General features: G+C 59.4%; 25 protein-coding genes, 1 tRNA gene and 1 pseudogene. 15 read left to right on the forward strand and 12 right to left on the reverse strand.

The annotated features are described in order from the left end of the window. From trmA to BST95_RS11650, 7 genes are all read right to left on the reverse strand, one after another. Positions 1-1,104, reverse strand: coding sequence for a tRNA (uridine(54)-C5)-methyltransferase TrmA (gene trmA / locus BST95_RS11620; protein WP_229801925.1), 1,104 nt, complete (start codon positions 1,102-1,104; stop codon positions 1-3). Between the two features lie 7 nt (positions 1,105-1,111). After that, a complete protein-coding gene (locus BST95_RS11625) occupies positions 1,112-2,122 on the reverse strand; it encodes a glycosyl transferase family protein (protein WP_084199624.1) in 1,011 nt (336 codons plus the stop codon). Between the two features lie 6 nt (positions 2,123-2,128). Then, a complete protein-coding gene (locus tag BST95_RS11630) occupies positions 2,129-2,446 on the reverse strand; it encodes a TusE/DsrC/DsvC family sulfur relay protein (RefSeq protein WP_084199625.1) in 318 nt (105 codons plus the stop codon). Positions 2,447-2,449: 3 nt separating this feature from the next. Beyond that, positions 2,450-2,731: a sulfurtransferase complex subunit TusB gene (gene tusB, locus BST95_RS11635; RefSeq protein ID WP_169843925.1), complete on the reverse strand. Its 282-nt coding sequence runs from the start codon at positions 2,729-2,731 to the stop codon at positions 2,450-2,452. A gap of 1 nt (position 2,732) precedes the next feature. After that, positions 2,733-3,098, reverse strand: a complete 366-nt coding sequence (gene tusC / locus BST95_RS11640; RefSeq protein WP_084201152.1) for a sulfurtransferase complex subunit TusC — start codon at positions 3,096-3,098, stop codon at positions 2,733-2,735. 1 nt (position 3,099) lies between these two features. Next, positions 3,100-3,492, reverse strand: coding sequence for a sulfurtransferase complex subunit TusD (gene tusD, locus BST95_RS11645; RefSeq protein WP_084199629.1), 393 nt, complete (start codon positions 3,490-3,492; stop codon positions 3,100-3,102). A gap of 63 nt (positions 3,493-3,555) precedes the next feature. Beyond that, positions 3,556-4,230: a Bax inhibitor-1/YccA family protein gene (locus BST95_RS11650; RefSeq protein WP_180962028.1), complete on the reverse strand. Its 675-nt coding sequence runs from the start codon at positions 4,228-4,230 to the stop codon at positions 3,556-3,558. A gap of 163 nt (positions 4,231-4,393) precedes the next feature. Between BST95_RS11650 and BST95_RS11655 the strand changes: the two genes are divergently transcribed. Beyond that, entirely contained in the window at positions 4,394-4,858 is a 465-nt protein-coding gene (locus tag BST95_RS11655) for an SRPBCC domain-containing protein (protein ID WP_084199631.1), read from the forward strand. 58 nt (positions 4,859-4,916) lie between these two features. Here the strand turns inward: BST95_RS11655 and BST95_RS11660 are convergent, their stop codons facing one another. Then, positions 4,917-5,897, reverse strand: a complete 981-nt coding sequence (locus BST95_RS11660) for an LLM class flavin-dependent oxidoreductase (protein ID WP_084199633.1) — start codon at positions 5,895-5,897, stop codon at positions 4,917-4,919. Positions 5,898-5,989: 92 nt separating this feature from the next. Here BST95_RS11660 and BST95_RS11665 point away from each other — a divergent pair, with 92 nt between their 5' ends. Beyond that, the gene (locus tag BST95_RS11665) at positions 5,990-6,367 is read left to right on the forward strand and encodes a carboxymuconolactone decarboxylase family protein (protein ID WP_084199635.1); all 378 of its coding nucleotides are present in this window, start codon (positions 5,990-5,992) and stop codon (positions 6,365-6,367) included. A gap of 3 nt (positions 6,368-6,370) precedes the next feature. On the opposite strand, the gene BST95_RS11670 is transcribed toward BST95_RS11665, so the two are convergent. Next, positions 6,371-6,787, reverse strand: coding sequence for a hypothetical protein (locus BST95_RS11670; protein WP_084199637.1), 417 nt, complete (start codon positions 6,785-6,787; stop codon positions 6,371-6,373). Between the two features lie 414 nt (positions 6,788-7,201). Here BST95_RS11670 and BST95_RS11675 point away from each other — a divergent pair, with 414 nt between their 5' ends. Continuing rightward, positions 7,202-7,474 (forward strand): hypothetical protein, encoded by a 273-nt coding sequence (locus BST95_RS11675; RefSeq protein ID WP_066049823.1) that lies wholly within the window; start codon positions 7,202-7,204, stop codon positions 7,472-7,474. Positions 7,475-7,617: 143 nt separating this feature from the next. On the opposite strand, the gene BST95_RS19745 is transcribed toward BST95_RS11675, so the two are convergent. From BST95_RS19745 to rne, 3 genes are all read right to left on the reverse strand, one after another. Next, entirely contained in the window at positions 7,618-7,764 is a 147-nt protein-coding gene (locus BST95_RS19745) for a hypothetical protein (protein ID WP_157114484.1), read from the reverse strand. A 211-nt stretch (positions 7,765-7,975) separates the two neighbouring features. Then, positions 7,976-8,065 (reverse strand) — tRNA-Ser (locus tag BST95_RS11680). Positions 8,066-8,180: 115 nt separating this feature from the next. Then, on the reverse strand, positions 8,181-11,117 hold the full coding sequence (gene rne / locus BST95_RS11685; protein WP_084199639.1) for a ribonuclease E: 2,937 nt from the start codon (positions 11,115-11,117) through the stop codon (positions 8,181-8,183). A gap of 547 nt (positions 11,118-11,664) precedes the next feature. Between rne and rluC the strand changes: the two genes are divergently transcribed. The 12 genes and pseudogenes from rluC (at position 11,665) to ccmI (ending at position 21,089) form a co-directional block, all read left to right on the forward strand. Further along, positions 11,665-12,615: a 23S rRNA pseudouridine(955/2504/2580) synthase RluC gene (rluC, locus tag BST95_RS11690; protein WP_084199641.1), complete on the forward strand. Its 951-nt coding sequence runs from the start codon at positions 11,665-11,667 to the stop codon at positions 12,613-12,615. 7 nt (positions 12,616-12,622) lie between these two features. Continuing rightward, the gene (locus BST95_RS11695; RefSeq protein WP_084199643.1) at positions 12,623-13,261 is read left to right on the forward strand and encodes an HAD family hydrolase; all 639 of its coding nucleotides are present in this window, start codon (positions 12,623-12,625) and stop codon (positions 13,259-13,261) included. Positions 13,262-13,326: 65 nt separating this feature from the next. Further along, positions 13,327-14,172: a tRNA 2-thiocytidine(32) synthetase TtcA gene (gene ttcA, locus BST95_RS11700; RefSeq protein WP_066049838.1), complete on the forward strand. Its 846-nt coding sequence runs from the start codon at positions 13,327-13,329 to the stop codon at positions 14,170-14,172. 23 nt (positions 14,173-14,195) lie between these two features. After that, on the forward strand, positions 14,196-14,786 hold the full coding sequence (gene ccmA / locus BST95_RS11705; protein ID WP_084199645.1) for a cytochrome c biogenesis heme-transporting ATPase CcmA: 591 nt from the start codon (positions 14,196-14,198) through the stop codon (positions 14,784-14,786). Beyond that, a complete protein-coding gene (gene ccmB / locus BST95_RS11710) occupies positions 14,783-15,469 on the forward strand; it encodes a heme exporter protein CcmB (protein ID WP_084199647.1) in 687 nt (228 codons plus the stop codon). The genes ccmA and ccmB overlap by 4 nt, the downstream gene beginning before the upstream one ends. A 78-nt stretch (positions 15,470-15,547) precedes the next feature. Continuing rightward, positions 15,548-16,287 (forward strand): annotated as a pseudogene (locus BST95_RS11715) (heme ABC transporter permease). Then, positions 16,287-16,490 carry a heme exporter protein CcmD gene (gene ccmD, locus BST95_RS11720; protein WP_066049850.1) on the forward strand — a complete coding sequence of 68 codons (204 nt, stop codon included), beginning with the start codon at positions 16,287-16,289 and terminating at the stop codon, positions 16,488-16,490. The pseudogene BST95_RS11715 and the gene ccmD overlap by 1 nt, the downstream one beginning before the upstream one ends. After that, positions 16,490-16,939, forward strand: coding sequence for a cytochrome c maturation protein CcmE (ccmE, locus tag BST95_RS11725; RefSeq protein WP_084199649.1), 450 nt, complete (start codon positions 16,490-16,492; stop codon positions 16,937-16,939). Before ccmD ends, ccmE begins: the two co-directional genes overlap by 1 nt. Further along, positions 16,936-18,909, forward strand: coding sequence for a heme lyase CcmF/NrfE family subunit (locus BST95_RS11730; RefSeq protein WP_084199651.1), 1,974 nt, complete (start codon positions 16,936-16,938; stop codon positions 18,907-18,909). The genes ccmE and BST95_RS11730 overlap by 4 nt, the downstream gene beginning before the upstream one ends. Further along, complete coding sequence (locus tag BST95_RS11735; RefSeq protein ID WP_066049859.1) at positions 18,899-19,441, forward strand: DsbE family thiol:disulfide interchange protein; 543 nt, start codon at positions 18,899-18,901, stop codon at positions 19,439-19,441. Before BST95_RS11730 ends, BST95_RS11735 begins: the two co-directional genes overlap by 11 nt. Further along, positions 19,441-19,902 carry a cytochrome c-type biogenesis protein gene (locus tag BST95_RS11740; RefSeq protein WP_084199653.1) on the forward strand — a complete coding sequence of 154 codons (462 nt, stop codon included), beginning with the start codon at positions 19,441-19,443 and terminating at the stop codon, positions 19,900-19,902. The genes BST95_RS11735 and BST95_RS11740 overlap by 1 nt, the downstream gene beginning before the upstream one ends. Then, entirely contained in the window at positions 19,899-21,089 is a 1,191-nt protein-coding gene (ccmI, locus tag BST95_RS11745) for a c-type cytochrome biogenesis protein CcmI (protein WP_084199655.1), read from the forward strand. Before BST95_RS11740 ends, ccmI begins: the two co-directional genes overlap by 4 nt. Positions 21,090-21,167: the final 78 nt, after the last annotated feature.

Below are 21,167 nucleotides of genomic sequence, written 5' to 3' on the forward strand. Positions count from 1 at the left end.
TTACTTCCGCTGCAGGAAGGCACCGCACTCCATGTGGTCGGTGTAGGGGAACTGGTCAAACATGGCAAAGCGCTGCACCTGGTGTGTTTCGCTCAGCACCGCCAGGTTGTCCGCCAGCGTGTGCGGATTGCACGAAATGTAGATGATGGCATCGAAACGCTGCACCATTTTCACCGTGGCATCGTCCAGCCCCGCCCGGGGTGGATCCACAAATACCGTGCGCAGGTCGTAATCCTGAAGCGGCTTGGGGATATCGCGCAAGCGCCGGAATTCCCGTTCATCCTGCATGGCCTGGGTAACTTCCTCCGCGGCCAGGCGAATGATTTGTACGTTGTCGCTGGCATTGGCTTCGATATTTTCTCGGGCTGCGCGCACCGATGTTTTGGCGAGCTCGGTGGCGATGACCTCGTCGAAATGCCTGGCCAGGGGCAGGGTGAAGTTGCCATTGCCGCAGTAAAGTTCCAGTAGGTCGCCGTCCAATTCAGCGGCACGCTCGCAGGCCCACTCAATCATGTTGATGTTGACCCGGGCATTGGGCTGCGTGAAGGCCTGCTCATACTGGTTGTAGGAGTACGTGCGCCCCTCGATGTTGAGTTGTTCTGTGACCCAGTGATTGCCCAGCACGATTTTCTGTTTGCGGCTGCGGCCGATGATCGAAAGACCGAGAGAGTCGGTTTGCAGTTGCTGCCGCAGCGCTTCGGCCTGCTGTTCCCAGTCTTCCTCCAGTTTGCGATGGTAGATCAGGGTCACGAGCATTTCGCCCGAGAGTGTGGCGAGAAACTCCACCTGGAAAAGTTTGCGCCGAAGCGCCTCGTTGCCCGCCAGCGCCGCTCGCATTATCGGCATCAGTGCCTGGATACTGTCGCAGGCGATGGGAAAGCTCTCGATGGGCACAGGCGTTTTGGGGTCGTCCTTGCGGAACATCACATAATCGAGCGCGTCGCCCTCGTGCCACATTCGAAACTCGGCGCGCATCCTAAAACCGGTCGGTTGGGAAGGGTACACATCGGGCTCGCCCTGACACCAGGGCGAGAGCAGTGCCTGTACCGTGTTGCGCTTTGCCGCAAGGAGCTGATCGTAGTCCTGCGGCTTGACGTTGCTCATGGGCATGTCAGATCTGCTCCTTGTTGCGTGCGTCCCACAGTGCCTGCGCACGCAGCTCACAGGCAGGCAGGTCGTCGGCATAACCGAGTGCCAGCAGTGCAGCGGCGGTGGTTGCCAGGGTTGCATCAAGGCCGTAGTTGTCGTGACTCTCGCCGCGCCACAGAGCCTGTAAGGGTGCTGTGGTCGGGTGTTCCACCGCGGGTGCTTTGCCATCAATCGTGCGCGCCATCAGCTGCTCGGATTCCTGCTCGCCGTCTAACAGCAGCAGGCGGGTTTTGGCCTGTGGCTTGATCTCCACCTCGCCGCTATCGCCTTTGAAGACCAGTGAGCGCGGCTGTCCGAGCAATTTGTCAGCGGCGTGATGCAGGGCGCCATACGCCGGGTGAAAAATACTGTGAATACTGGCGGATGCACCCAGGGGGTTGAGCATGCGCGTCAGGGTGTTTACCGGCGAACGCAAGCCCAGTAGGGGGCGCAGCTGCATGAGCTGATTCAATGGCGCGCAGAAGTGGCGCAGGGGCAGGTAGCTAAGCTGATCAGTGTCGAGTTGCTGGGCCGCCTGGGCCCAGTCGTCTGCCACGGGCAGGCCCAGCGCGCGCATGGCCTGTTCTGTGTACAGCCGGCCCTGGGTGTGACCATCGCCGCCGTGCAGGAATACGCGGTATCCGGCCTGGGCCAGCAGGCTCACTGAGAGCAGGAACCACGGGTGTTGGGCCCGTTTACCGGCATAACTGGGCCAGTCCAGGTCGGCGTTGAGGGAGGCGGGGGGCGCTGTCATCACGGCGCGACAGGCGTCCACAAAGCCGGCGAGCTCTTCACCAGTCTCTTCTTTTACCCGCAATAACATGAGGAAGGCGCCAACTTGCATGGGGTCGGCTTCGCCGCGCAGCAGCATGGTAAATGCGGTGCGCGCCTCGTCGCGATCCAGCGAGCGGCTGCCGGTCTTGCCTTTGCCGAGTATGCGAATGTAGGGCGCGAAGGGGTGTTCTTCGCGAGGAATTTGAAAGTCAGTGGTCACAGTAGCTCAGAGACAATTTTCAGGTTTTGGCAGGCCGGCAATTTTACTGCCCAGTTTGGCCGGCGAGCCGGGAAACAGGCTCATCAGGTAAATACTCTTGCCCTTGTCAGGCCCGAGCTTGAGTGCGCAATATTTTACCAGAGGGCGCATGGCGGGAGAGGCGTCGAATTCGCGGTAGTAACTGCGTACTAGCTCGATGACTTCCCAGTGGCCGTCACCGAGTGCGATATCTTCAGCGGCGGCAATCTGCCGGGCGACATCTGGAGACCAGTCATCCAGGTTCAGCAGGAAGCCTTCTTGGTCGAATGCCGAGGCGGAAAGCACAGGTCAGTACCAGGCCAGCTGACGAGGGTATTCCTCGGTCAGTGCCACAAAGCCGGCCATGTCGGTAGCGGGGAAGGCCAGCAGTTCCTGGGCAATACCCGCGGAGCTGGCATCGCTCTCCATAACCTCGATCCGAAGCCCACTGGCCTTGAGCGTCTGGCTGAGCTCGCTATTGGCCAATGCCGCGTAAACGCCATCACCCATGAGTAAGATGCTGTCGTCGGCGCCGGCTACCGCCAGGCAATCTGCGAGAGTACTGAGTGTGGCAACGGTATGCAGAATCATGTCAGCAGCCCACCAAGTGATCAGCATCGGCGAGCAGTGCCCTGATGCCTTCAGCTTCGAGGGCGTGTACCGGCAGTATCAAATCCTCTGCGCAGAGGCCGTAGCGCTTGAGCGCATCCGCTTCCACATAGACAGATTCAATATCCACCAGAGGCAGTGATGACAGTGCACGGCCAACATTTTTCTGGCCGATGGCCTCGCTGGCTTGCTCGCGCTGCAGCTGCAGTACGCCCTGGCCCATAAACACGAGATCAAAGTCTTGTTCAAAGGCGCCGAGTGCCAGAGCGAGATCAACCGAGGCGCGCGCCAGACTGCTGCCGTAAGGCGTGCGCCGTATCAGTACCACGTAGCGCTTCTTGTCAGCCATATCAGCCACCGAAGGTTACCAGTCGGTCGGCACCCGCGCCGGCGTCTACCAGCTGGCCCAGGCCGGATACGGTGAATGCGGGATGTACGGTGGCCGCGTTGCGCTCATAGCGTTCCGCCTCGGTGTTGTCGAGCATGCCGCGTTTGAGGGCAGAGGAGATGCACAGCACCAGGTCGACATTGTGATTGTCGGCGAGCGCCACCCAGGGCGCGAGGCGGTCAGTCTCATCCTGGGGAAATACCGCCATGGCTGAGCCGGTGGTGGTGCCTTCATCGAGGAAAAAGACCCGGTTGATCTGGTGGCCCCGGGCAATGGCCGCCTGGGCGAACGCGCAGGCGCTGCGTGCACCCGAGCCTGAGGCGGGTGAACTGTTGACCAGCAGGGTATAGATCAAAATCGGATCCTCGAAAACAAAAAACCCCGGCCAGGGACCGGGGTCTTCATGGGTTGGCTGCGCTTAGTCGTCGCCGCCCATGGCGGTGAGCAGGTGCAGCATGTGGATGAACAGGTTGTAAATGTTCAGGTACAGGCTGACGGTGGCGCGGATATAGTTGGTTTCACCGCCGTTAATGATGCGGCTGGTATCAAACAGAATCAGGCCGGACATGATCATAACGATGGCCGCGGAAATGGTCAGCGACAGCGCGGGAATGCCCATGAAAATATTGGCGATAGACGCTACCACGGCGACCAGCAGACCTACCATCAGGAAGCCGCCCATATAGGAGAAGTCCTTACGGGTGGTCAGGGCGTAGGCAGACAGGCCGAAGAACACCACCGCGGTGCCACCGAGAGCCTGCATAACCAGCGCAGGGCCGCCGGGCATGGACATGTAGTAGTTGAGCATAGGGCCAATCGAGGCACCCATGACGCCGGTAAAGGCGAAGATGGCGGGCAGGCCCTTGGCAGTGTCGGCCATTTTGTGGACGACGAACAGCAGGCCGAAGCCGACCAGGCTCAGGATCAGGCCAACGCCGTGGGACAGGCCCATGGCCATGGAGATGCCGGCGGTTACCGCAGAAAACGCCAGGGTCATGCCGAGTAGCATGTACGTGTTCTTGAGCACCTTGTTGGTGGCCAGGACACTGTCCACGCCAGTAGTGTTCATGTTGTACAGACTCTTGTCTTGCATCGTTAACTCCGTTGTGTGGTGCACTTTACGTGCGAGTATCGTTTGGACAAATAATAAGGGTGAATAGTTCAAATTTAAAGGGTTGTTAGCCTTGAATTTAGTAGGGTTATCTTGCTGAATTTACAGGAATTTTTGTAGGGTTATTGGCATAACAGGGGGAAATATGTCCGAACAGATCGTGGTGTCGTCCGACACCTTCACCATAGAGGCCCCGGCAGCACTGGTCTGGCAGGTAGTTGTCGACTTCGCCAACTATGGTGAATGGAACGCATTCTGCCCCTCAATGGAGGCGGAGCTGGTGCTGGGTGCGCCGGTCGTGATGAAGGTCGATCTTGGCTTCGGCCTCAGTGACCAGGTTGAGTACATGTCCTGTATTGAGGCCCCGCACCGCATTGCCTGGGCCATGGAAAACAAGCCGGGAGATCCTATTCACGCCGAGCGCTGGCAGGTGATTGAGCCTATCGACGACAACCGCTGCACCTATGTCAGCTACGACGAATTCACCGGCCCCGAGGTACAGGGCATGGTCGAGATGATGGGCGAAGCGGTTCGCAAGGGATTCAATATTTGCGGTGAAGGTCTCAAAGGCAGGGCAGAACAACTGTACCGTGAGGGTAATGAAAGTTAACTCTGATTGCTGCTGTTCCGTCTGGTTACTTTACCAAAAGCATTATCACTGAGACCGGTTAGTTCTGCCGAGATTCAATTAACAGCTCGAAAGAGCGCTGGCGGTCCTCGAAGTAGTACATATTCGTCACCGCCATGATTTCGTCCGCCTGGTGCAGCTGTGCCAGGTGGTTAATCTGCTCCCAAACCTGCGCCGGGGTGCCCACGGCGCGGCTGTCTTCGCGGCTGCGAATAAACGCCATTTCACGTGGTCCCAGCGGGTACGCGCAGGCTTCTGCCGGGGTCAGTGACCTGCCGTCGCTCTCGCCAGTGAAAAATCGAAACAGGTTCAGGTCGTGGGCCAGGCAGAGGGCCTTGGCCCGCTCTTCGTCGTCGGCACAGAATACGCTCAGGGTCAGAATGGCGTGTGGTTCGGGCTGTAATTCACTGGGTTGGAAGTGCTGTTTGTAGTGCCCGATCAGCCGGTGGTCTGCCTGCGGATTAATGAACAGACCGAGGTTGTAGGGCAGGCCGCGCTGTGCCGCCAACACGGCGCTGTCGGCGCTGGAGCCGAGCATCCACAGGGGAATGCCGGGTTGCGGCCGCGGGCTGACCACAGGACGGGTGTTGTCGTCCCAGAGGTAGTGGCTGAGTTGCTCGGTGAGTTCCGGAAAACGTTCAAATTTTGGCCTGCCATCGGTCGCCAGTGCCACAGCCGTCGACATATCGGCGCCCGGCGCCCGGCCGATGCCCACATCGATTCTGCCGGGGTAGAGGTTGCTCAGCAGCGAGAATACCTCGGCTACTTTGTAGGGGCTGTAGTGGGGCAGCATGATACCCCCGGAGCCTATGCGAATACGTTCGGTGGCCGCGCCCACTGCGGCCAATAGCACTTCGGGCGCGCTGCCGGCGACGGTGGCAAAGGCGTGGTGCTCCGACAGCCAGAAACGGTGATAGCCCAGCATTTCGGCGAGCCTGGCCATTTCGATGGTTTCTTTCAGGGCGGTGGGTGTTTCCGAGGGTTGTCTTGCCAGAGATTGGTCAAGAATCGATAACTGCATATTTGCTCTGCGCACTGGCTACAAAGACGCAAGTTTAAGCTATGATCGCCGCCACTTGCTATGACCGCTAGTTACCTTGTTGGAGCCTTTGTATGAGCCTGGAAGATATGAAAGCCGGCGAAGTTATTCGTCGCGAAGTGATGGGTAGTACCCATGTGGATGCCTCCCTGGGCAACGCCACGGAGCTGGATATGCCGCTGCAGGAAGCCGCCATGGAGCATGTGTGGGGTGGGGTATGGACCCGCGACGGGCTGGATCGACGGACCCGGAGCATTGTCACCGTCTCCATGCTGATTGCGCTGCAGGCTCACGGCGAGCTCAAGGGGCATGTGCGCGGAGCACTCAATAACGGTGTGACGCCTGAAGAAGTGCGCGAGATCATCATGCACGCCGCCGCTTATTGCGGCTATCCGCAGGCCCTGTCTGCCATGCGCGTGGCGCGCGAGGTGATTGATCAGTACGAGGGCTGATCCTTATTTGCGGTCCACGATGCCGTGGGCCGCAAGATCCCCCATAAAAGAGTCGATAAAGGCAGAGCGCATTTGTGCGATGTCATCGCTCTCCTCAATGCCGGCTGACGCTTCCCAGAGCCGATCTGCCGTGCTGACCTCGTAGAGTTTCGCCGTGAGGTGGACTGAGGTGTGTTCCGCCCAAAAGTCCTGGGTTTCCCCGACCTGGTAGGGAACGCCATAGACACGTCCACGTCCGTAATAACCCGTGCCGTAAACCGGTGCGACACCGTAGTATTTGCGCCCCGGGTGGAGTACGGCAGTTTCATCGCGCCCCGCGAAGAGGGTGACCAGCACTGTGTCTACATCGGCCTCTGCTGCCATTTTTGCTACATCTTCCCGGGTAATCTCGGTTCCCGGATGCAGGGTGTAACTTGCCACTGCCTTGACGCCTTGTTTGTGCAGGGCCTCTGCGAATTCCTGCTCAAACGCCCTGCGGCCTGATTCGCTCGAGGCTGCGGTGTATACCAGTACGCCGCGCAGACCACGCTTGTCGGACAGGTTCGTGGCTGTCCAGGATTTGGTAACAGTGGCGGTAGGGGTGCAGGCGGCAAGCAGTGTGCTGACTAGTAGCGCAACAAAGGCAATGTGTTTGATGATCTTATCTCCCGGCAGACGATGACGAAGGTTGCCGTCGAGTATACGCGAAACGCTGTGGCAGGGGGTTGGCAGTGACTGTGGCGATTCACAGCTGCATACGTTTCAGTCTTTATTGAATTCGCCGATAAATATTTACGTCTACCGCGCACCGGTGGGCTACGTTGTTTAACTCATCGAACGACAGGAGACCTGATAGTGAGTTTGATTGATTTATTGAAACAGAAAGTGGAAAAACAGATGGCCGTATACGACGAGCAGCTTGAAGCAGCGCAGGCCAATGCGCGCGCTCGCAAAGCTCAGGCCGAGGCGGATCTGGCGGATGCTGACCTGGACGAGGAAATTCTCGGCCAGGTGAATGACATCAAGGAGAAGTTGGCAGAGGGGCAGGCGTATCTGAAGGAACTGGCCGATGCCAGTGAAGATAAAGCCGAGGAAATCAAAGCGCGTGCTGCGGCTTTTTTCCAGTAGGAAATTAAAGCTGGTTTGAGAGAAAGTGGCCTCTACCGAGGTAGAGGCCATGCGAAGTCAGAGTTACCCGACGAGTATCGCGATTATCCTGCGATGCGTTCCGTTGGGTTTTTGTCGTTCACGCTTTCAGTTATCGCATTGGCTTAGTCGCGCCGATCTTCCACGCGCTCGGAAGTGCGCGCTTCTGTTCTCGCTTCCACGCGCGCGTCTGAGCGCGATGTGGAACAAGCAGATAGAAGGGTAGAGCTGAAGATCAGGGCGACACAGGCCAGGGTGTAGAAAGTTTTCAATGCTAAGTCCTCGCATTTGCACCTATACAGAGCATTCGAGTGCCATGTCGAACACGTATGACGACGATGTTCTGATATAGGCGAACAATAAAAACCACTCAGCCCACGACAACAAATAACATTATGGGCGTGTATTAAGCGTAGTAAGTGCCTGCGGTTTTTCAAGCGAGGAAAAAAAAGGGCACCCAAACGGGCGCCCCTTTTTAGTATATGGCGGTGGGCCAGGGATTCGAACCCCGGGAGGGGATAAACCCTCAACGGTTTTCAAGACCGCCGCTTTCGACCACTCAGCCAGCCCACCGAAACTTACAAATTGTTTGCGCCTGTACCGCGGTACGGAGCAGGCGAGGATTATACCGATTGGAGAGACAGGCACAAGGGCCCAAAGCCGCTTGCGTCTGTTTTCTCCGGTCTTTTTAGCCCTGTGCGGCCTCTGACTCCTTCTTGGGTTCAGCTGTCGCCTCCACTGCAGCAGGCTGTGCGTCTGTCTCGGAGGTGGCCTCCGGTGCAGGTGCTGCAGCCTCGGCAACGGGCGCTTCACTGTCCGCCGCTTCTTCAACGGCAACTTCTTCAGTCGGGGCTGCTTCAGCAACCGGTGTTGCCGTTGTCAGTGGGCCGCGGGGATCGTTGGCCGCACGGGGCACGACGCGCCCGCTGTGCGCGGCGGCAGGGGCCACGGTGTCATTGAACAGAGCGAAGGTATTGGTGCTGATCGCCAATGCAGTCACCGGTTTGGCGGCGACGCGCGGGTCGTTAATCGCACGGCCATCGCCAGTAATGCCGGCGGGCGGTATTGCGGGTGTAGCAGGCTCGGCCTTGACGACTTTCTCGACAGTCTTTTCGGTAGTTCTTTCGACAGTTTCTTCGACAACCTCGGCTGTCTCTGCAACTGCCGGGGCAGCTTCAGCGACTTCCTCTGCGGGTGCAGCGGTAGCTTCGGTGGCGGGAGCCGGTGCCGGAGTCTCCGTCTTGGGCTGTTCAGCCTTCGGCGCCTCGGCTTGAGGTGCTGCAGCTTGAGTTGCTTCAACTGGCGCAGTGTCAGCCTGAGCCACTTTGGGCTGCGCTTCTGCCTGCGGTGCCGGAGCCTCGGCTTCGGCTTTAACGGCGGGCAGTGATGCCAGCGCCTGAACGTTGCCTGCTGCCTGTTCACCGTCGGCCTTGCGGCTGCGGTTGCGGCGACGGCGCGGTTCGCCACGCTTCATATCAGATGGGCGCTTGCGCGGTGCATCTTCGCGACGATCGCCACCCTGGGCTGCTGCATCCTGCTGCTGATCCTGGCTGTTAGCTTCAACCGCCTGGTCCTGCTTGCGACGATCATCGTTGTTACGACGACGGTTGCGGTTGCGATTGCGGTTGTTGCCGCCTTCTTCGCTGCGCTGACGCTTCTGCTGGTTGTCACCGGCTTCCGACTTGCGCTGCTGATCGCCATCACGATTTTGCTGGTTGCGGTTATCGCCGCGCTGCTGGCTGTCGCCATTCCAGTTCCGGTTGCGGTTGCGGTTGCGGTTGCGATTCCGATTGTTGCCGTTACCGCCAGATTTCTGCTCGCCACCCTGACGCTGTTGGGGTTTGCTCTTGCCTTTGCCCTTGGCAGGTTTTTGTTCCTGCTCAGGCTCGCCAACAATGGCGGCCCAGATACGCGCGAAGAGTCCTGGCTTGGGCTCAGGCTTACGCTGCTTGCCACCGCGCTTGCGGTTTTGGGGCTGCTTCTGCTGCTTGGGCTTTTCTTCGCGTGGCGCGGCTTCAGGCGCAGGAGCGGAAGGTGTTACCGCCTGGACGGCAGCCTGTTGCACGGGGATGGCCGCCTTGTGGCTGTCGGTGATGGCATCCATGTCGGGTTCAGCCATGTCGATCTTGTAGCTGATCTCGTGACCTTCGACTTCGTCGTCGCGCAGGCGCTGCACTTCGAAGTGGGGTGTCTCTAGGTTGGGGTTGGGCACAACCAGTACCCGTACCTTGGTGTCGATCTCGATACCGTTTAAAGCACCGCGCTTCTCGTTGAGCAGGTAGGCAGCCACGTCGACAGGGACGATGGCGCGCACCTCGGCGCTGCGATCCTTGATGGCCTCTTCTTCGAGCAGGCGCAGAATCGACAGGGCCAGCGACTTGGTGTCGCGAATGGTGCCCTGGCCGTTACAGCGGGGGCAGACTTTGCCACTGGTCTCACCCAGAGAGGGGCGCAGACGCTGGCGTGACATTTCCAGCAGACCGAAGCGGGAAATACGGCCCACCTGAACTCTGGCGCGGTCAATGCCCAGCGCTTCGCGCATGCGGTTCTCAACCTGGCGCTGGCTCTTGGAGGCCAGCATGTCGATAAAGTCAATCACCACCAGGCCGCCCATGTCGCGCAGGCGTAGCTGGCGGGCTATTTCGTCAGCGGCTTCAAGGTTGGTCCTGAGGGCGGTTTCCTCAATGTCCTTGCCTTTGGTAGCGCGCGCCGAGTTGATGTCGATGCTCACCAGTGCTTCGGTGGGGTCGATGACAATCGAGCCGCCAGAGGGCAGGCGCACTTCACGCTGGAAGGCGGTTTCGATTTGGCTCTCGATCTGGAAGCGGTTGAACATGGGGATGTTGTCGTCGTACTGGCGCAGGCGGCTCTTGTATTGCGGCATTACCATGCCTACGAAGTCCTGGGCCTGTTTGAAGGCTTCAGGGGAGTCGATGAGTACCTGGTCGATATCGTCGCGCAGGTAGTCGCGTACTGCGCGGATGATGACATTGCTTTCCTGGAACAACAGGGTGGGGGCTTTGACTTCGCCGTTGGCCTCGCCAATTTTCTCCCACAGTGACAGCAGGTAGTTCAGGTCCCACTGCAGCTCTTCGGTGGAGCGGCCGACGGCAGCGGTGCGTACGATGACGCCCATGCCGTTGGGAATTTCCAGGTGCGACATGTTCTCGCGCAGTTCGCTGCGCTCGTCGCCCTCAATGCTGCGGGAGATACCACCGGCGCGAGGATTGTTGGGCATGAGCACCATGTAGCGGCCAGCGAGGCTGATAAAGGTGGTCAGGGCTGCGCCCTTGTTACCGCGCTCTTCCTTATCGACCTGCACGATAACTTGAGTGCCTTCCTTGACCACATCCTTGATCTTGAGGCGGCCGTCACCTTCCGGCTTGCGGTAAAAATATTCGCGGGCGATTTCCTTAAGCGGCAGAAAGCCGTGGCGCTCGGCGCCGAAGTCGACAAAGGCGGCTTCAAGAGAGGGTTCAACGCGGGTGATCTTGCCCTTGTAGATGTTGGATTTTTTCTGGATACGGGTGCGATTTTCGATATCCAGGTCGTACAGACGCTGGCCGTCAACCAGCGCGACACGTAACTCTTCAGGTTGAGTTGCGTTAATCAGCATTTTCTTCATAGATGTGCCATTAGCCTTAAGAGCAGGCCTGGCGGGGCAGGGAATACAGTTAGAGAGCAGGCAATCAAGCCTGTTAAGGGAGGGGCTGCAGCAGAGCTGCGTTGCACCGGGCGTCTGCCCTGTATCGGTAAATGCCTCTCCCGGCATCGAGTTCCAGGGACGCCGCCATCCGGCGGAGCCTTGCAGCGTCGGCGGGGGTACTTGTGGTACTGACTCCGCCTTTTTGTTAGTGTCGCAGCACCTGGGGCTTGCGACGACGCTGGTATATCTCGTTAACTGATTCGGTGTCCCGGCAGTCACTGCTGCTCGGTTACATTTTATGTCGATTCAGGCGCTTGGCTGGCGGAATATTCGGACCGCGGTTGAAGCCATCGCCTCGACATCCTCAATATGTGATCTGTCTGGCGGTACCTTGCAATTTCATCGGCAGGCCCACACTTCGCCAGGAATGTTACTCACCGGCACCGGAAAAACTCACGGGCGGGTGCGATCACAGCGGGCGGACTATACCAGCAATTCAAGGAAAATTAAACGATTTCCGTAGCTTATGTCAGATAGCGAACAATCAAAGCCAACTGTGCGATTTGTTACCGTGGGTGAGGACTACTCCGGGCAGCGCCTGGACAACTTCCTGACCCGCGAACTGAAGGGTGTACCCCGAACCCGGCTCTATAAAGCGCTGCGCAAGGGCGAGATCCGGGTCAACAAAGGACGAGTCAAGGCCGACTACCGCCTTGCGGCCGGCGACAAGGTGCGAATTCCCCCGCTGCGTACGCCAGCGCCCAGCGAGCCGCCTAAGGTGCCTCGTTATTGGGCCGCGCAGTTGGGCGAGCGGGTAGTCTACGAGGACGGCAGCCTGCTGGTGATCAACAAACCCTCGGGGCTGGCGGTACACGGCGGTTCCGGCCTGAACTACGGCATGATTGAGTGTCTCCGGCAGTTGCGCCCGGAGGATCGATATCTGGAACTGGTACACCGCCTCGATCGCGATACCTCGGGGCTGATCATGGTCGCCCGCAAGGCGTCAGCGCTGCGCGAGCTGCACCGCCAGTTGCGCGAGGATAGGGTCGACAAGCGCTATCTGGCCCTGGTGCCGGGCAAGTGGCCGCGCAATCTGCGCAAAGTAGAGGCGCCACTGGAGAAGAATACCCTGAAGTCTGGCGAGCGAATGGTGCGGGTGTCCCGCGAGGGCAAGCCATCGATCACCGAATTTTCGGTCGTGGAGCGTTTCGATCGCGCCACGCTGGTTCAGGCCAAGCCGGTAACGGGTCGCACCCACCAGATCCGGGTGCATGCCCTGCATGCCGGTTTTCCACTGCTGGGGGATGCCAAGTACGGTTCGGAGAAGGGGGAGCAGCTGTGTCGTGAGCTGGGTCTCAAGCGGCTCTTTCTGCACGCCCATGAGCTGCGTTTCAAACTGCCGGGAGTAGGTCGTCTGGAGCTCCAGGCTCCCCTCGATGAAGACCTTGAAATGGCTTTAGAAAAACTGCGTAATTAATTGAAATATGATTATATTTGATTGGGATGGAACCCTGTGCGACTCGGTCGCTCAAATTGTGGTCGCGGTACAGCAGGCAGCGACGGGTATGGGGCTGGAAGCACCCAGTGATGCCGCCGCAGCCAACATTATCGGTCTCGGCTTGCGCGAGGCGCTCGCCCGGCTTTACCCCGATATTCCGGAGGAGGAGCTGGTGGCGATGATAAAGGCGTATTCCGCCACTTATGTGGCCAATGAGGAGGCCCCGCCACAGTTGTTCCCCGGCGCCCTGGACACGCTGCAAGCCCTGCGGGACAGCGGCTATGCGCTGGGTGTCGCCACGGGTAAAAGCCGTCGGGGCCTGGATCGGGTGCTGGCGAGATTGGGCATGGAGGAATTCTTCGAAATTACCCGTTGCGCCGACGAAACCCGTTCCAAGCCACATCCCCAGATGCTTCAGGAGATCATGGCGGTGCAGCAAGTGGCGCCCCATGAGGTCATTATGGTGGGCGATACCGAGTACGACCTGGAAATGGCGGCCAACGCGGGTGTGGCCTCAGTGGGGGTGAGTTTCGGGGTGCACAGCGTCTCCCGCTTGCAAAAACACGGCCCCCTGGCGGTGGTGGATTCTCTGCCTGAGCTTATCGCCGTCATCGGCGCTCGTTAGCGCTGGACTCCGCTGCCCTTGGGCAAGTAAAATGCGCGCCAATTCAAGCACTAACGGCCGAAATCGTGCGCGAACTATCACGCAAGGAAAAAACTGAATTCAACAAGCTGCAGAAGCGTCTGCGGCGGAACGTGGGTAACGCCATCGTCGATTACAATATGATCGAGGAAGGCGACAAGGTCATGGTGTGCCTGTCCGGGGGTAAAGACTCCTATGGCATGCTCGACATACTCATGAATCTGAAGCAGTCGGCGCCAATCTCCTTTGAGCTGGTGGCGGTGAACCTGGATCAGAAGCAGCCGGGCTTTCCGGAAGAAGTGCTACCTGAGTACCTGTCCGGTCTCGACATTCCTTATTACATTCTCGAGAAAGATACCTACAGCATTGTCAAGGAAGTGGTACCTGAGGGTAAAACCACCTGTGGGCTGTGTTCGCGCCTGCGCCGCGGCAGTCTGTATGGCTTTGCGCAAGATATTGGTGCGACCAAGATAGCCCTGGGGCACCATCGCGATGACATTGTCGAGACCCTGTTCCTGAACATGTTCTTTGGCGGCAGCCTCAAGGCCATGCCGCCCAAGTTGCTCTCGGACGACAAAAAGAACGTGGTGATCAGGCCCATGGCCTACTGCAAGGAAGCGGACCTGGCAGAGTTTGCCCAGTACAAGGAATTTCCGATCATTCCCTGCAACCTGTGCGGTTCGCAGGAGAATCTGCAGCGCCAGCAGGTCAAGCAGATGCTTCACGACTGGGAGCGACAGTATCCTGGCCGCACTGAAACCATTTTCCGCAGCATTCGCAATGTGGCGCCGTCGCAGCTGGCTGACGGCGAACTGTTCGACTTCAACAGCCTCAAGGCCGACCAGATCGACACCGATCTGCACATCCCTGTGGTCAACGTGGTGAACCTCTGACCAACGCCTCTTCCAGCGCACCGCTGCTCGCAGCGGACAACCTGTCCCTGGAGCGGGGCGGGCGTCAGCTGTTTGAAGGATTGTCTTTTGCTATTCAGGCCGGTCAGTTGGTCCAGGTGGCCGGTGCTAACGGTGCTGGTAAAACCAGCCTGCTGCGGATATTGGCGGGGCTTTCCCGCTACGGTTATCTCGGGCGCGTGGAGCGCTCGGCGCCACTGCTGTATCTCGGTCACCAGAGCGGTGTTAAGGGCATGCTGACGCCGCGTGAGAACTTGTCCTGGCATGTCGCCGGTGAGGGTATCTACAGCGACGCTGCGATCGAGAGAGCGCTCGAGCAGGTGGGGCTTTATGGCTTCGAGGATGTGCCCAGCCATGCGCTGTCGGCGGGGCAGCACCGTCGGGTCAATCTGGCGCGCCTGTACCTGTCGCAAAGTCCTTTGTGGTTGCTCGACGAACCCTTTACTGCCATTGATGTTGACGGCGTCGCTGCGCTCGAGGCGTTAATGGTGGCCCACGCTCGCGAGGGTGGCGCGGTCGTATTGACCTCGCACCAGGTAATCAATGCCGCCTATCCCATGCAGCAACTGTCACTCAGCACTGGTTTGAGCCAATGACGGCTCCGGGTACGGCTGCGTTCTGTCTTCGGTTGCTGCGGCGCCAGCTGGTGCTGGCCGTGCGCCGCCCCATTGAGATTGCCAATCCGCTGTTGTTCTTTGCCATGGTGGTGGCGCTGTTCCCGCTGGGCCTTGGCCCGGCACCGGATTCGCTGGCGGAATTTGCGCCGGGGATTCTCTGGATTATCGCCTTGCTGTCCAATCTGCTCACATCGGATACGGTCTTTCGCAGTGATTATGATGACGGCAGCCTGGAGCAGTTGCTGCTGTCGCCGCAGCCGCTGTTTCTGTCGGTGCTTGCCTATGTGGGCGCCCACTGGCTGGTAACCGGGATGCTGCTGGCAGTGGTCTCGCCGGTGTTTGCGCTCATGCTGGGCCTGCCCGGGCAGGCGCTCGGGGCGCTGTTCCTGAGCCTGCTGATTGGCACCGCAGTGCTCAGCCTGGTGGGGGGCATCGGCGCTGCACTCACCGTGGGGTTAAAGCGCGGCGGCATGCTGATTTCATTGCTCATACTGCCGCTGTACATGCCCGTACTCATTTTCGGCAGTGCGGCCGTACAGGCGGCGGTTAGCGGGGCGCCCGCCGTGCCCTATCTGGCGATACTTGGCGCCATGCTCTCGCTGGCGATTGCGCTGGCTCCCATTGCTATTGCCGCAGGCCTGAGGATAAGTATTGATGCCTGATAATGTCCTGATCAAAATACCTGAACTTGCGCCTGTGCAGTTGTTCGCTGCACCCGCGACTGTATAATCACCGCCGTTATGTGGACCTTCTTCCATAAACTCGGATCGCCGCCCTGGCTGTACGGAATTTCCGGCAGCATTCTGCGTTACCTCCTTCCTCTCACGCTGCTCGCGCTGACAATGGGTGTGGTCTGGGGCGTGTTGTTTACCGAACCCGATTTTCGCCAGGGTAACAGTTACCGGATTATCTATATCCACGTGCCCGCCGCGGTAGTGGCTCTGGCCGGTTACTACGTGATGGCGATTGCCGGCGGCATCAGCCTGATCTGGAAAATGAAGATGGCGGACGTGGCCATGCGCGCCTGTGCCCCGGTGGGGCCGCGCTCACGTTTATAGCGCTGGTCACCGGTGCGATTTGGGGTAAGCCGACCTGGGGTACCTACTGGGTCTGGGATGCCCGGCTCACGTCCATGTTGATCCTGTTCTTTCTCTATCTGGGGGTGGTGGCGCTCTACGAGGCCTACGACAACAAGGAGGCCGCGGGCAAAGCCTGTGCCGTGCTTAGCCTGGTCGGCACAGTTAACATCCCCATTATTTATAAGTCGGTGGACTGGTGGTACAGCCTGCACCAGCCCGCGTCCATCAAGTTCACCGGTGAGTCGACCATTGATCCCAGCATGTTGTATCCCTTGCTGCTGATGATTACAGCGTTCTATGCGCTGTTCACCTGTTTGTTGCTTATGAACATGAGGGCGGAGATTCTGGAGCGTGAGTCGCGCACCAAGTGGGTCCGCAAGCTGGCGCAGGAGGCACGGTAATGTACTTCGACAGTTTCCAGACGTTAATGCACATGGATGGCCACGGTCCCTATGTCTGGGCCGCCTACGCGATAACTCTTGCCGTAATTGTGCTCATGTTGCTATTGCCCGGGCGCAGGGCCAGGGCGCAATTGCGCCAGGTGGCCGGGGAACTTCGGCGCCAGCAGGGCGCTCCAAATACCGGGACCACAGAGGAAACCTGATGCATCCTGTTCGCAAACAACGTCTGATCCTGGTGCTGTTTATTGTTGTGTTTTCCAGCGCGGCGATTGGCCTGGTGGCCTATGCGCTGCGCGGCAATATCAACCTGTTTTTTCCGCCGGCAGAAGTGGCTGCGGGCAAGGCCCCGATCGGTCAGGCGATCCGGGTCGGCGGTATGGTGAAAGAGGGTAGCGTTACCCGCAGTGATAACAGTCTCGAAGTGTATTTCGTGATCACCGATTTCAGCGCCGATGTGCCGGTCACTTATGAAGGGATTCTCCCGGATCTGTTCGATGAAGGGCAGGGGGCGGTTGCTTCCGGGAAGCTCGACGCCGATGGGGTGTTGCGTGCCACGGAGGTGCTCGCCAAGCATGACGAGAACTATATGCCGCCGGAAGTGGCGGATGCGCTGGAAAAGTCAGGCTTTGACCACAAGGGGGTGAAACAATGATCCCTGAGTTAGGGCTGTTCTCCCAGATCGTTGGTCTGGGCATGGCGATTGCGCTCACCCTGATTCCTGCCTGGGGCGCCTGGCGCGGTCATCAGGCGTCTATGCAGTTGGGCCCCGGGCTCGCTGCGGGTATGACCTTCTTTATCACGCTGTCCTTTATCTGCCTGAGTATTGCTTTTGTGCAGGACGACTTTTCTGTGGCCCTGGTGGCCAATAACAGCAATACCCTGTTGCCAATGGTGTACAAGCTTTGCGCGGTGTTTGGCAACCATGAGGGCTCGATGCTGCTGTGGAGTCTGATCCTGTGTTTGTGGACTCTTGCGGTCGCGATTTTCAGTCCCTCGTTGCCGCTGGTGTTCAAGGCGCGGGTGCTTTCGGTCATGGGCGCCATTGCGGTCGGTTTCCTGTCATTTTCGCTGTTCACCTCCAATCCATTTGCGCGGCTCCTGCCAGGCATTCCCGCCGAGGGCAGTGACCTCAATCCCTTGTTGCAAGACCCGGGCATGATTATTCACCCGCCTTTGCTTTACATCGGTTACGCGGGTTTTTCGGTAGCCTTTGCCTTCGCCATTGCGGCGTTGCTTGGTGGTCGACTCGATGCTGCCTGGGCTCGCTGGTCGCGGCCCTGGACCAATGTTGCCTGGGCGTTTCTCAGCCTCGGTATCATGCTCGGCAGTTGGTGGGCTTACTATGAGCTGGGCTGGGGCGGCTGGTGGTTCTGGGATCCGGTAGAAAATGCGTCGTTTATGCCCTGGCTGGCAGGGACGGCACTTATTCACTCGCTGGCGGTGACCGAGAAGCGAGGCCTGTTCAAGAGCTGGACGGTACTGCTGGCGATCTTCGCCTTTTCGCTGTGTCTGTTGGGTACCTTCCTGGTGCGCTCCGGGGTGATTACCTCGGTGCACGCCTTCGCCAACGATCCCGAGCGCGGCGTCTTTATTCTGGTATTCCTGGCCATTGTGGTCGGCGGGTCACTGACCCTGTACGCGCTGCGCGCGCCGGCCGTGGCCAGCCGGGTAACGTTTGCCTGGGTGTCGCGGGAATCCCTATTGTTGCTCAACAATGTCGTGTTCTTGGTGGCAACGCTGACAGTTTTGTTCGGTACCTTGTTCCCGCTGCTGATGGATGCTCTGGGCGGTGGTAAGTACTCGGTGGGGCCACCTTATTTTAACGCGGTATTTGTGCCGCTGATGGCGCTGTTGGTGCCCTTTATGGGGGTGGGCCCGATTTCCCGGTGGAAGAAAGACACGCCGGCGCGGTGGCGCAGTGAATTGTTGCTGCCCCTGGCGGTGGCCGTGGTCTGCGCTCTGACCCTGCCGCTGTTCGGCGCAGATTACAACCTGTGGGTGGCGCTGGCGGTGCTGCTGGCAGGGTGGTTGGTGTTCGGTTTGGCCAGAGACTGCTGGAACCGGGTGAAAACTGCCAGCGATATTGGCCGCGGATTCCGCCGTCTGCCTGCCAGTTACTGGGGGATGGTGACCGCCCACCTGGGCTTTGCCGCATGCATCGTCGGCGTTGTTGCCACCAGTCAGTACAGTGTTGAACACGACCTCAAAATGCAGCCGGGCGACGTGGAAACGGTCGCCGGTTATGAGTTCCGCTTTGTCGAAGTTGCGCCGGTTCGCGGCCCCAATTACGTCGCCGATGAGGCCCGCTTCGAGGTGAGTCGCGATGGCAAGTTTGTGGCCCGGTTGGCGCCCCAGAAGCGCCGCTACCTCGCCGGTGGCTCGATCATGACTGAGGCGGCCATCGATCCCGGCCTGTTCCGCGACCTCTACGTGGCCATGGGTGAGCCCATTGGTGCGGACGGTGCGTGGGCCATCCGCCTGCACTACAAGCCGATGGTGCGCTGGATGTGGCTGGGCGCCATACTGATGGCACTGGGTGGCTTTACGACCGTGGCAGACAAGCGCTATCGCACTCGCAGGGCCGTGACTGCACCTGTCTCTGGAGCCCAGTATGCCGGCTAGATTAAAGCTGTTTTTGCCGCTGATTTTGTTTGCGGTGCTGGCAGCGTTTCTGCTCCGTGGCCTGCAACTGGATCCTACGGAATTGCCCTCGGCCTTGATAGATCAGCCCTTGCCCGCGTTTTCTCTGACTGCGTTGGGGAGTGGCGAAGCGCTCACCCGTGAATCTGTGACCGGCCAGGTGGCACTGTTTAATGTGTGGGCCACCTGGTGTGTGTCCTGTCGGGTGGAACACCCTTACCTGACCGACCTGGGTGCCGCCGGTGTAGCTATTTATGGCGTTAACTACAAAGACGATGACGCCGCTGCCATCACCTGGCTGGAGCAGCTCGGCGATCCCTATATTCTCAGCATCGCCGACCGCGAGGGCACTCTGGGGCTGGATCTGGGGGTCTACGGCGCCCCTGAAACCTACCTGGTGGATGCAGCCGGTGTTGTGCGTTATCGCCATGTGGGTGTGGTTGATGAGCGGGTCTGGACCACGATTCTGGCGCCCATTTACCGGGAGCTGGGTGGACAGGGAGGCCCTCAGTAATGCGTTTTGTTATTGCCTTGTTGGTGTTTGTCAGTATTGCTGCCCAGGCGGTGATCGAAACCTATGAGTTCAGCGATCCGGCGTTGGAAGAACGCTATCGGCAGCTCAGCGCCGAATTGCGCTGCCCCAAGTGTCAGAACCAGAATATTGCCGATTCCAATGCGCCGATTTCCCAGGACTTGCGCCGGCTGCTCTATGAGCAACTGGAGGCAGGCGCATCCGACGAGGAAATTCTTGAGTACATGGTCGCGCGCTACGGCGAGTTTGTGCGCTATCGGCCCAGCTACGATGGCGCCACCCTGATTCTGTGGCTGGCCCCCCTGGGGTTGCTGGTGCTCGCGCTGGTGGGTGTGGTGGCGACCCTGCGTGGGCGCCGCAGCATGAGTGAGGAAGCGCTGCTTGACCCCGGTCAGCAGCAGCGACTGGATGAACTACTGGAGCAGGCAGGGCAGGATAAATGACGCTGTTTTTGGCGGGCTGTGTTGCCCTGGTCTTGTTGTCGGGGCTGTTCTACCTGCGCCCGCGCGCCGTTGAGAGCAGTGCCGAGGACCTGCAGCAGGCCAATCTCGAAGCGTATCGCCTGCGCCAGCAGGAGCTGGCCGAAGAGGGTGCTAGCGACCTTTTGGACGACGCCAGGTTGCGCCTGCTGGAAGACGATGAGTCTGCCATCGGCGAGACTGCTACCGCGCCGGACGTTGGGCGTTTTCCCGCCTGGGTCCTACTGCTGGCCCTCGCGGTATTCAGCGGCGGTGTTTATCTCCAGCTGGGTGCCATTGCGGATGTGCAGATCACTAGCGAATTGCGCGGTCTGGGCGATCAGAGTTCGCCGGAGCAAATGCAGTCGCTGATACGCTCCATCGAATCTCGCGCTGCTTCGCGCCCGCAAAATCTGCACTACCGGGCTTTGCTGGGCCGTTATTACATGGGACAGCAGGACTACCCCAAGGCAGCTGAGGTCTACGACGCGCTGTCGATGGCGGCACCCGAAGATGCCCAAGCGCTGGCCTACGCGGCCCAGGCACACTATCTGGCGGCGAATCGACAGCTCGACGACAGTGCACGGATGCGCGCCGAGCGCGCGCTGGCCATAGACCCGCACAATCGCACGGCGCTGGGGCTGTTGGGAATGGCCTCTTACGAACAGGCGCAGTACCGTGCTGCCGTGGAGTATTGGCAGCGATTGATCGCTGTAGAGCCGCCCGGTTCGGAAGCAGCCCGCATGATCGAGGGCATTATCAATCAGGCCCGTGCCAAGCTGGGTGAGCCGGTACCGGAATTGCCTGAGCCAGAGGTCGCGGCGGTATCGGGTGCCGGCGTATCGGTGCGGGTGGTTGCTCCGGAGGGGGCCGGCATTGCCCCCGGTGACAGCGTGTTTGTGCTGGCGCGCAACGCGGAGTCTGACAGCCGTATGCCAATTGCAGTACAGCGTCGCAGTGGCGCTGAATTGCCACTCGAATTGCGCCTGGACGATGGCAGTTCCATGGCTGGACAGAAGCTGTCAGAAGCTGCTTCGGTCGTGGTTGTCGTCCAGGTGTCGCCCTCGGGCCAGCCTGGTGAGGTTAATGCAAGCTGGATCGGGCAGGCCGGACCCCTGGCGCCCAGTGACGCGGCCGACATGGTCGAGATCGTGCTCGCACCCCGGGGCTAGCCCCTGTAGCTATCGCTAAATTTCAGCCTTTTTGCCCTCTGGGCATAGTGTTGTACCAGCAAAGCCTATACACTACAT

Origin of the sequence: Halioglobus japonicus, from assembly GCF_001983995.1 — a bacterium.
Classification (GTDB): Bacteria; Pseudomonadota; Gammaproteobacteria; order Pseudomonadales; family Halieaceae; genus Halioglobus; species Halioglobus japonicus.

Coding starts and splice junctions, on each gene's coding strand:
- ccmD (WP_066049850.1), top strand. CDS start 16,287: ATGTACTTCGACAGTTTCCAGACGTTAATGCACATGGATGGCCACGGT.
- BST95_RS11695 (WP_084199643.1), top strand. CDS start 12,623: ATGATTATATTTGATTGGGATGGAACCCTGTGCGACTCGGTCGCTCAA.
- tusC (WP_084201152.1), bottom strand. CDS start 3,098: ATGGCTGACAAGAAGCGCTACGTGGTACTGATACGGCGCACGCCTTAC.
- ccmI (WP_084199655.1), top strand. CDS start 19,899: ATGACGCTGTTTTTGGCGGGCTGTGTTGCCCTGGTCTTGTTGTCGGGG.
- BST95_RS11655 (WP_084199631.1), top strand. CDS start 4,394: ATGTCCGAACAGATCGTGGTGTCGTCCGACACCTTCACCATAGAGGCC.
- BST95_RS11660 (WP_084199633.1), bottom strand. CDS start 5,897: ATGCAGTTATCGATTCTTGACCAATCTCTGGCAAGACAACCCTCGGAA.
- BST95_RS11740 (WP_084199653.1), top strand. CDS start 19,441: ATGCGTTTTGTTATTGCCTTGTTGGTGTTTGTCAGTATTGCTGCCCAG.
- BST95_RS11665 (WP_084199635.1), top strand. CDS start 5,990: ATGAGCCTGGAAGATATGAAAGCCGGCGAAGTTATTCGTCGCGAAGTG.
- tusB (WP_169843925.1), bottom strand. CDS start 2,731: ATGATTCTGCATACCGTTGCCACACTCAGTACTCTCGCAGATTGCCTG.
- BST95_RS11650 (WP_180962028.1), bottom strand. CDS start 4,230: ATGCAAGACAAGAGTCTGTACAACATGAACACTACTGGCGTGGACAGT.
- ccmB (WP_084199647.1), top strand. CDS start 14,783: ATGACGGCTCCGGGTACGGCTGCGTTCTGTCTTCGGTTGCTGCGGCGC.
- rluC (WP_084199641.1), top strand. CDS start 11,665: ATGTCAGATAGCGAACAATCAAAGCCAACTGTGCGATTTGTTACCGTG.
- BST95_RS11730 (WP_084199651.1), top strand. CDS start 16,936: ATGATCCCTGAGTTAGGGCTGTTCTCCCAGATCGTTGGTCTGGGCATG.
- ccmE (WP_084199649.1), top strand. CDS start 16,490: ATGCATCCTGTTCGCAAACAACGTCTGATCCTGGTGCTGTTTATTGTT.
- BST95_RS11735 (WP_066049859.1), top strand. CDS start 18,899: ATGCCGGCTAGATTAAAGCTGTTTTTGCCGCTGATTTTGTTTGCGGTG.
- rne (WP_084199639.1), bottom strand. CDS start 11,117: ATGAAGAAAATGCTGATTAACGCAACTCAACCTGAAGAGTTACGTGTC.
- trmA (WP_229801925.1), bottom strand. CDS start 1,104: ATGAGCAACGTCAAGCCGCAGGACTACGATCAGCTCCTTGCGGCAAAG.